The organism is Micromonospora sp. RV43 (assembly GCF_001029515.1).
In the GTDB taxonomy this organism is placed as follows: domain Bacteria; phylum Actinomycetota; class Actinomycetes; order Mycobacteriales; family Micromonosporaceae; genus Micromonospora; species Micromonospora aurantiaca.
This window is the reverse complement of record NZ_LEKG01000274.1, coordinates 1-6,111: the sequence shown is the minus strand read 5'-3', so window position 1 is coordinate 6,111 and position 6,111 is coordinate 1. Positions and strand designations below refer to the sequence as shown.

The window sequence follows — 6,111 nt, the reverse complement described above, 5'->3', positions numbered from 1 at the left end:
CCGGTACGGCGAGCCCGACCACCAACGCCCCGGCCGCGCCGGCGGCGAGCCAGCGGGGGAACCGGTGCATGTGACGCTCCTCTACTCCGAGGCCGGCCTCGTGAGACCGGCGATCGGAGTCTGCGACGGCGTCCGCCACCTGGTCACCGGGTACGGGCCGCCGCACCGGCGACATGTCGCCAGGTGGACACGAGCACGACGGAGTGGAGGCCGGGACGCCGGAGACCGTGTCGCCCAGCTCGCGTGCCGCCGCTTCCTCCGGCGGCGGCCCTGCGACCTGTCGGCCCGGCCGGGGTCGACACCCGACCGGACACGGCGTGCCGGTCCGCCCGCCGCGGCCGGCTACGACGCTCCGGCGTCCCGACCGTCGCGGCCCCGACCACCCCCTGGCCGAGCCCGCGACAGGTGGGCCGCATCCGGGAAGCGGCGGGCCTCACCGCCGCGCCCGGACTCACCTCTTCGCGGCCCGTACGCCCACCGTAACGCGCGCGAGCGCCGGGACCGGTGGGCCGAACGGAGATTTCCGCTGAGCCGCTGGTCAGCGACGGTTGCCCCGCCAGCCCTGGACGGGAAGGTCGAACTTGGCCACCAGCCGGTCGGTGAACGGGCGGGCCCGCAGCCGCACGATGCGCACCGGCAGCGTGCCCCGGCGCACCGTCACCCGCGCGCCCGGCGGCAGGTCGTAGACGCGCCGCCCGTCGCAGCAGAGCACGGCCAGTGTGGTGAACGGGTCGACGGTGATGACGAACGTCGACGTGGGCGCGGTCACCAGCGGGCGGCTGAACAACGCGTGCGCGCTGATCGGCACCAGCAGCAGCGCCTCCACCTCGGGCCAGACCACCGGCCCGCCGCCGGAGAACGCGTACGCGGTCGAGCCGGTGGGGGTCGCGCAGATCACGCCGTCGCAGCCGTACCGGGACAGCGGCCGGCCGTCCACGTCGACGAGCAGCTCCAGCATCTGGGCGCGTTCGCCCTTCTCCACGCTGATCTCGTTGAGCGCCCACGACTCGATGGTCGGCCCGCCCTCGAACTCGGCTGTGACGTCGAGGGTGAGCCGTTCGTCCACCGTGTAGTTGCGGTCGACCACGTCACGGACGGCGGTGTCCAGGTCGTCGATCTCCGCCTCGGCGAGGAACCCGACCTTGCCCAGGTTGATGCCGAGCAGCGGCACCTTGGCCGGGCGGGCCAGCTCGGCGGCGCGCAGGAACGTGCCGTCCCCGCCGAGCGCGAACACGATCTCGGCGCCCTCGGCGGCCTCCGGGCCGGTCACCGGCACCACGCCCGGCAGGTCCAGGTCGTCGGCCTCCTCGGCCACCACACGCACCTCGAACCCGGCGGCGATCAGGTCGGCTGCCACCGCGCGGGCGTGCTCGGTGCTGCGTCGACGGCCGGTGTGCGTGACCAGCAGCGCGGTACGGCTCACCCGGACACCTCCTCGGTCGTGGCCGCCGTCGCGGCGGCGCCCTGCGGGCCGGCGGCCACCACCGCGCGGACCCGCTCCGGATCCGCGGCGGGCGCGTCCCCGCGCAACCATACGAAGAACTCGACGTTGCCGCTCGGCCCGGGCAGCGGGCTGGCCGCGACGCCGGCCAGGCCGAGGCCCAGCCCGGCGGCGGCAGCGGCCACGTCCAGCACCGCCTCGGCGCGCAGCGCCGGATCGCGGACCACACCGCCTACGCCGACGCGTTCCTTGCCGACCTCGAACTGCGGCTTCACCATCAGCGCCAGGTCACCGCCGGGCCCGGTGCACGCCGCAAGCGCCGGTAGCACCAGCCGCAGCGAGATGAACGACAGGTCGGCCACCGTCAGGTCGACCGGGCCGCCGATCGCCTCCGGCGTGAGGGTACGCACGTTCGTGCGCTCGAACACCCGCACCCGCTCGTCGGTCCGCAGCGACCAGGCGAGCTGCCCGTAGCCGACGTCCACGGCGACCACCTCGGCGGCGCCGCCGCGCAGCAGCACGTCGGTGAAACCGCCTGTCGACGCGCCAGCGTCCAGGCAGCGCCGGCCGGTGACCGTCAGCCCGCCGGGGGCGAACGCGGCGAGCGCGCCGGCCAGCTTGTGGCCGCCCCGGGAGACGTACTCCTGTGCCGGATCCTCGCCGGTGACCAGCAGCGGGTCGGCCGGGTCGACCATCGCCGCGGGCTTGCGCGCCTGCACTCCGCGCAGCTGGACGCGACCGGCCTCCACGAGCGCGGCGGCCTGTTCCCGCGAGCGGGCCAGCCCGCGCCGGACCAGTTCGGCGTCCAGCCGGGTACGACGAGCCATCAGGTGTGTCTCCGCCTCTGCTCAGGCCTGGTCGATGGTGGCGAGGGTCTCGCGCAGCGTCTCGTACGCCGCCTCGTACTGGGCGATCTGGTCGGCCGGGGCGAGCGCCTCGGCGTTGGCCATGCCGAGTACGGCCGCGTCCACCGCCGGGTGCCGCGCCTCGCCGACCTCCTCGGCCGGCGCGGGGCGTACCCCCGGGGGCGGTCCGGGCCGGGGCGCGGTCACGAGCCGGCCGCCCGGCGCCCGGTGGCCTTCTTCGCCGGCCGGGCGGGCGCGGCGGGCGAGCCGTCGGCGGGGGTACGGGCCACGGTGGCCGGCGGCTTCTTCGCGATCGCCTTCTTGGCCACCGTCTTCTTCGCCACCGCCTTCGTCGGCGTCGTCGCGGGGGCCTTGGCCGGGGTCGTCGCCGGGGAGGACTCGGCGGCGGGCGAACCGGTCCTCGGCGCCGCGCCTGTCCCGGACGGTGCGGCGGCGGGCGGCGTGTCGCCCGGCCCGAGGTGGCCGCGCGCCTCGCGCAGCTGCCGCTCCAGGTCGTGCACCCGGCGGGTCAGCTCGGCGACCTCGTCGGCGGTGGCCAGCCCGACCGCGCCCAGCGCCCGGTCCACCTCGAAGCGGACCAGCTTGGTCAGCGACTCCCGGTTCGCCAGGCCGGTCGCGACCAGTTCCTCGGCGAGCGTCTGGAGCTGGGCGGCGGTCGCGCCGCCCTGGCCGACGACGCGCATGACCGCGTCCTGTGCCTTCTTCCGGGGCGCCTCCGTCAGGCCCATGGCCAGCTCGAGGTAGGCGCGCCACGCGTCCTGCATGCCTGAGTCCTTCCGCGGGGCGAGGTGTGCAGGTGCCACGCTACCGGGCACCCCGGACACCCCATTGCGGTACGGTGCCGGGAACGGCGTGGTTCGTGGTGAGGAGACGATGTGGCCAGCGTGGACGAGTGCCGGCAGGCGTTGCACGACCTGGCCGCGCGGCTGGACCGCAACGCCGAGGCACAGGGACGCATCGACCTCGACCGCACCCTGGCCTGCCGGATCACCGACCTCGGCACCGCGTTCCACGGGCGGCTGGAGGGTGGCCGGCTGGTCGACCTGTCCGACGGCGACGACCCGAAGGCCAAGATCGCGCTGAGCACCGGTAGCGACGACCTCGTCGCGCTGGTGCACGGCCGGCTCGACGTCATGTCGGCGGTGGCCTCCCGGCGGGTGTCGATAAAGGCGAACCCGTTCGACCTGATGAAGCTCCGCAAGCTGCTCTGAGCGGCCCGGCCTCAGTCGTCCAGACCGAACGCGGCGAGGGCCTCCTCCGCCGCCGTGGACTGCGCCCGGACGCGCGGCCCGGCACCGGTCGACCAGGCCAGCGCGCAGAGCGCCGCGAGGGCCTCCAGCGGCGGTCCCGCGCCGTCGAGCACGAGGTCCGCGCCGGCCTCCGTCACCGACCAGCCGTCATCTGCGGTCCGGCCCGGCACCGCCACCACTGCGGCCGGGTCGAACAGGCCCGCCAGGTCGAACGAGACGTACGCGGGGCGGCGCTCCTCGGGTGCGGCCAGCAGCTCGGCGGCGTCGCTGACCCCGGTGAGCACCAGCAGGCTGTCCAGCCCGGCCCGGCGGGCGCCCTCGATGTCGGTGTCCAGCCGGTCGCCCACCACGAGCGTGCGCCCGGTCCCGGCCCGCCGCGCGGCGGTGGTGAACAGCGCCGGCTCCGGCTTGCCCACCACCACGTCCGGGTCGCGGCCGAGCGCGGTCCGCAGCACCGCGACGAGCGAGCCGTTGCCCGGCAGCGGGCCACGCGGGCTGGGCAGCGTGCGGTCGGTGTTGGTGGCGTACCAGGGCGCGCCCGCCCGTACCGCCAGGGACGCCTCGGCCAGGTCGGACCAGCCGACCTGCGGGCCGTAGCCCTGGGCCACCGCGGCGGGCTCCTCATCAGCAGTGGCGACCGGCCGCAGGCCCACCGCGCGCAGCTCGGCGCGCAGCGCCTCCGCGCCGACCACGAGCACGGGTGCGCCCTCGGGCAGCCGGTCGCGGAGCAGTTCGGCGGTGGCCGCCGCGGAGGTGAGCACCTCCGCCGGCCGGGCCGCGACGCCCATGCCGGTGAGCAGGTCGGCCACCTCGCTGGAGCGGCGGGAGGCGTTGTTGGTCGCGTACGCGACCGCGCGCCCCTCGGCATGCAGCCGGCCGACCGCCTCGACCGCGCCGGGAATGGGCCGGTCGATCAGGTAGATGACGCCGTCCAGGTCGAAGACGACGAGCGAGTACGCGTCGACCAGCCGACCGACCGCCCCGGCGCGGTCGGGTTCGCCCCGATCCGCGCCGGAGGCGGTGTCACCGGCGTACCCGGTCATCGGCGGTCCGCCGCCTCGCCCTCGCCGTCCGCGGCGTCACCGGGCGCGGGCCGGTCGGCCTTGCCGTCCGGGGTGACGTCGGCGGCCGGCGCCTGGGCGTCGGCGGCCGGTGCGGTGGCCGGATCCTCGGTCGTGGCGGTGGTGGTCGGCGTGTCGGCGGCGAGCGAGCCGGCCTCGGTGTCGGTCAGCTCGTCGTCGGCCAGATCGCCGGCGTCCCGGTCCCGGTAGTCGGCCCGTGCCGCGTCCCCGTCGACGCCCGAGGTGTCGTCGCCGCTCAGCGGCGCGTCGTCATCCCGGTCGTCGTCATCGTCGTCGTCGTCGTCATCGTCATCGTCGTCATCGTCATCGTCGTCATCGAGGTCGTCCTCGTCGTCCTCGTCCTCGTCGTCGAGGTCGTCGTCGTCGCGGACGTCCTCGGCCGACGCCTCGGACGCGTCGGTGTCGTCCTCCGGCTCGTCGTCGCCCTCGATGACCACGCCGTCCAGCTCCAGCAGCCGCTCGGCGGCGTCGGTCTCCCCCTCGGAGTCGACGTCGGCGGCCCGGGAGAACCACTCCCGCGCCTCCTCGCGCCGGTCCACCGCCAGCAGGGCGTCCGCGTACGCGTAGCGCAGCCGCGCCGCCCACGGGTCGGTCGAGTCGCCGGTCAGCTCGCGCACCTGGAGCATCGCCACCGCGGCGTCCTTCTGCCCGAGGTCGCCGCGCGCCCCGGCGGCCACGATCAGCAGCTCGATCGCGACGGCCTGGTCGAGCTTGTCCCGGTCCGCGCCGCGGAACAGGTCGATGGCCCGCTCGGGCCGGCCCAGCGCCCGCTCGCAGTCCGCCAGCACCGCCAGGTGGCTCTGCAGGCCGCTCATCCGGTGGTACGTCCGCAGCTCGGCGATGGCGGTCTGCCACTCACCCGCGTGGTACGCGGCCAGCCCGACGGCCTCCCGCACGGCGGCGATCCGCGACGCGAGCCTGCGGGCCGCCATGGCGTGCGCCAGCGCCAGCACCGGGTCCTCGTCGATCAGCAGACCGGTCGCGACCAGGTGCCGGGCGACAGTCTCCGCCACCGGCTTGGCCAGGGAGAGAAGCTCCGCCCGGACGGCCGAGTCGAGGTCGCTCGCGACGACGTCGTCCGGCAGCTCCGGCGCCTCACCGGTACGCCCCTCGCCACGCTCGTCCTGGCGCTCCCGCTGCGGGCCGTAGTTGCCGGTCCGGCGGTCGTCGCCGCCCGGCCGGTCGCCGTAGCCACGGCGCTCACCGTCCCGCTCACCCCGGTAGCCGCCCGGCCGCCGGTCATCGCGCCGGTCGTCGCGCCGGAAGCCACGGTCGCGGTCGCCGCCGCGGAAGCCGCCGTCGCGGCGCTCGCCGCCGGCGTAGCTCTCCCGGCGGTTGTCGCCACCCTGGTAGCCGCCCTCGCGACGGTCGCCGCCCCGGAAGCCGCCCTCGCGGGCGCCGCCTTCACGACGGTCCCCACCACGGAAGCCACCCTCACGGTCGCCACCACGGAACCCGCCCTCACGACGGTC

The 6,111-nt window shown here is 76.1% G+C and carries 6 protein-coding genes and 1 pseudogene; 1 reads left to right on the top strand and 6 read right to left on the bottom strand.

Translation table 11 applies throughout. The annotated features are described in order from the left end of the window. Positions 1-538: 538 nt before the first annotated feature. From ABD52_RS35635 to ABD52_RS35620, 4 genes are read right to left on the bottom strand one after another with little or no spacing between them, the layout of a single operon-like run. Positions 539-1,423 carry an NAD kinase gene (locus ABD52_RS35635; protein WP_013285580.1) on the bottom strand — a complete coding sequence of 295 codons (885 nt, stop codon included), beginning with the start codon at positions 1,421-1,423 and terminating at the stop codon, positions 539-541. Then, positions 1,420-2,268 carry a TlyA family RNA methyltransferase gene (locus tag ABD52_RS35630; RefSeq protein ID WP_047894636.1) on the bottom strand — a complete coding sequence of 283 codons (849 nt, stop codon included), beginning with the start codon at positions 2,266-2,268 and terminating at the stop codon, positions 1,420-1,422. The genes ABD52_RS35635 and ABD52_RS35630 overlap by 4 nt, the downstream gene beginning before the upstream one ends. A gap of 21 nt (positions 2,269-2,289) precedes the next feature. Next, the gene (locus ABD52_RS35625; RefSeq protein ID WP_047894635.1) at positions 2,290-2,493 is read right to left on the bottom strand and encodes a hypothetical protein; all 204 of its coding nucleotides are present in this window, start codon (positions 2,491-2,493) and stop codon (positions 2,290-2,292) included. After that, a complete protein-coding gene (locus ABD52_RS35620; protein WP_047894634.1) occupies positions 2,490-3,071 on the bottom strand; it encodes a phasin family protein in 582 nt (193 codons plus the stop codon). Before ABD52_RS35620 ends, ABD52_RS35625 begins: the two co-directional genes overlap by 4 nt. Before the next feature lie 111 nt (positions 3,072-3,182). Between ABD52_RS35620 and ABD52_RS35615 the strand changes: the two genes are divergently transcribed. Next, complete coding sequence (locus ABD52_RS35615; protein WP_013285576.1) at positions 3,183-3,518, top strand: SCP2 sterol-binding domain-containing protein; 336 nt, start codon at positions 3,183-3,185, stop codon at positions 3,516-3,518. 11 nt (positions 3,519-3,529) lie between these two features. On the opposite strand, the gene ABD52_RS35610 is transcribed toward ABD52_RS35615, so the two are convergent. Further along, complete coding sequence (locus tag ABD52_RS35610) at positions 3,530-4,600, bottom strand: HAD-IIA family hydrolase (RefSeq protein WP_047894633.1); 1,071 nt, start codon at positions 4,598-4,600, stop codon at positions 3,530-3,532. Between the two features lie 452 nt (positions 4,601-5,052). Next, positions 5,053-5,571, bottom strand: a pseudogene (locus tag ABD52_RS41260) (Replicase polyprotein 1ab); the annotation flags it as partial. Positions 5,572-6,111 lie beyond the last annotated feature (540 nt).

Excerpts from the sequence above, each read along its gene's own strand:
- ABD52_RS35630 (WP_047894636.1), bottom strand. The coding sequence starts at position 2,268 with ATGGCTCGTCGTACCCGGCTGGACGCCGAACTGGTCCGGCGCGGGCTG.
- ABD52_RS35620 (WP_047894634.1), bottom strand. The coding sequence starts at position 3,071 with ATGCAGGACGCGTGGCGCGCCTACCTCGAGCTGGCCATGGGCCTGACG.
- ABD52_RS35610 (WP_047894633.1), bottom strand. The coding sequence starts at position 4,600 with ATGACCGGGTACGCCGGTGACACCGCCTCCGGCGCGGATCGGGGCGAA.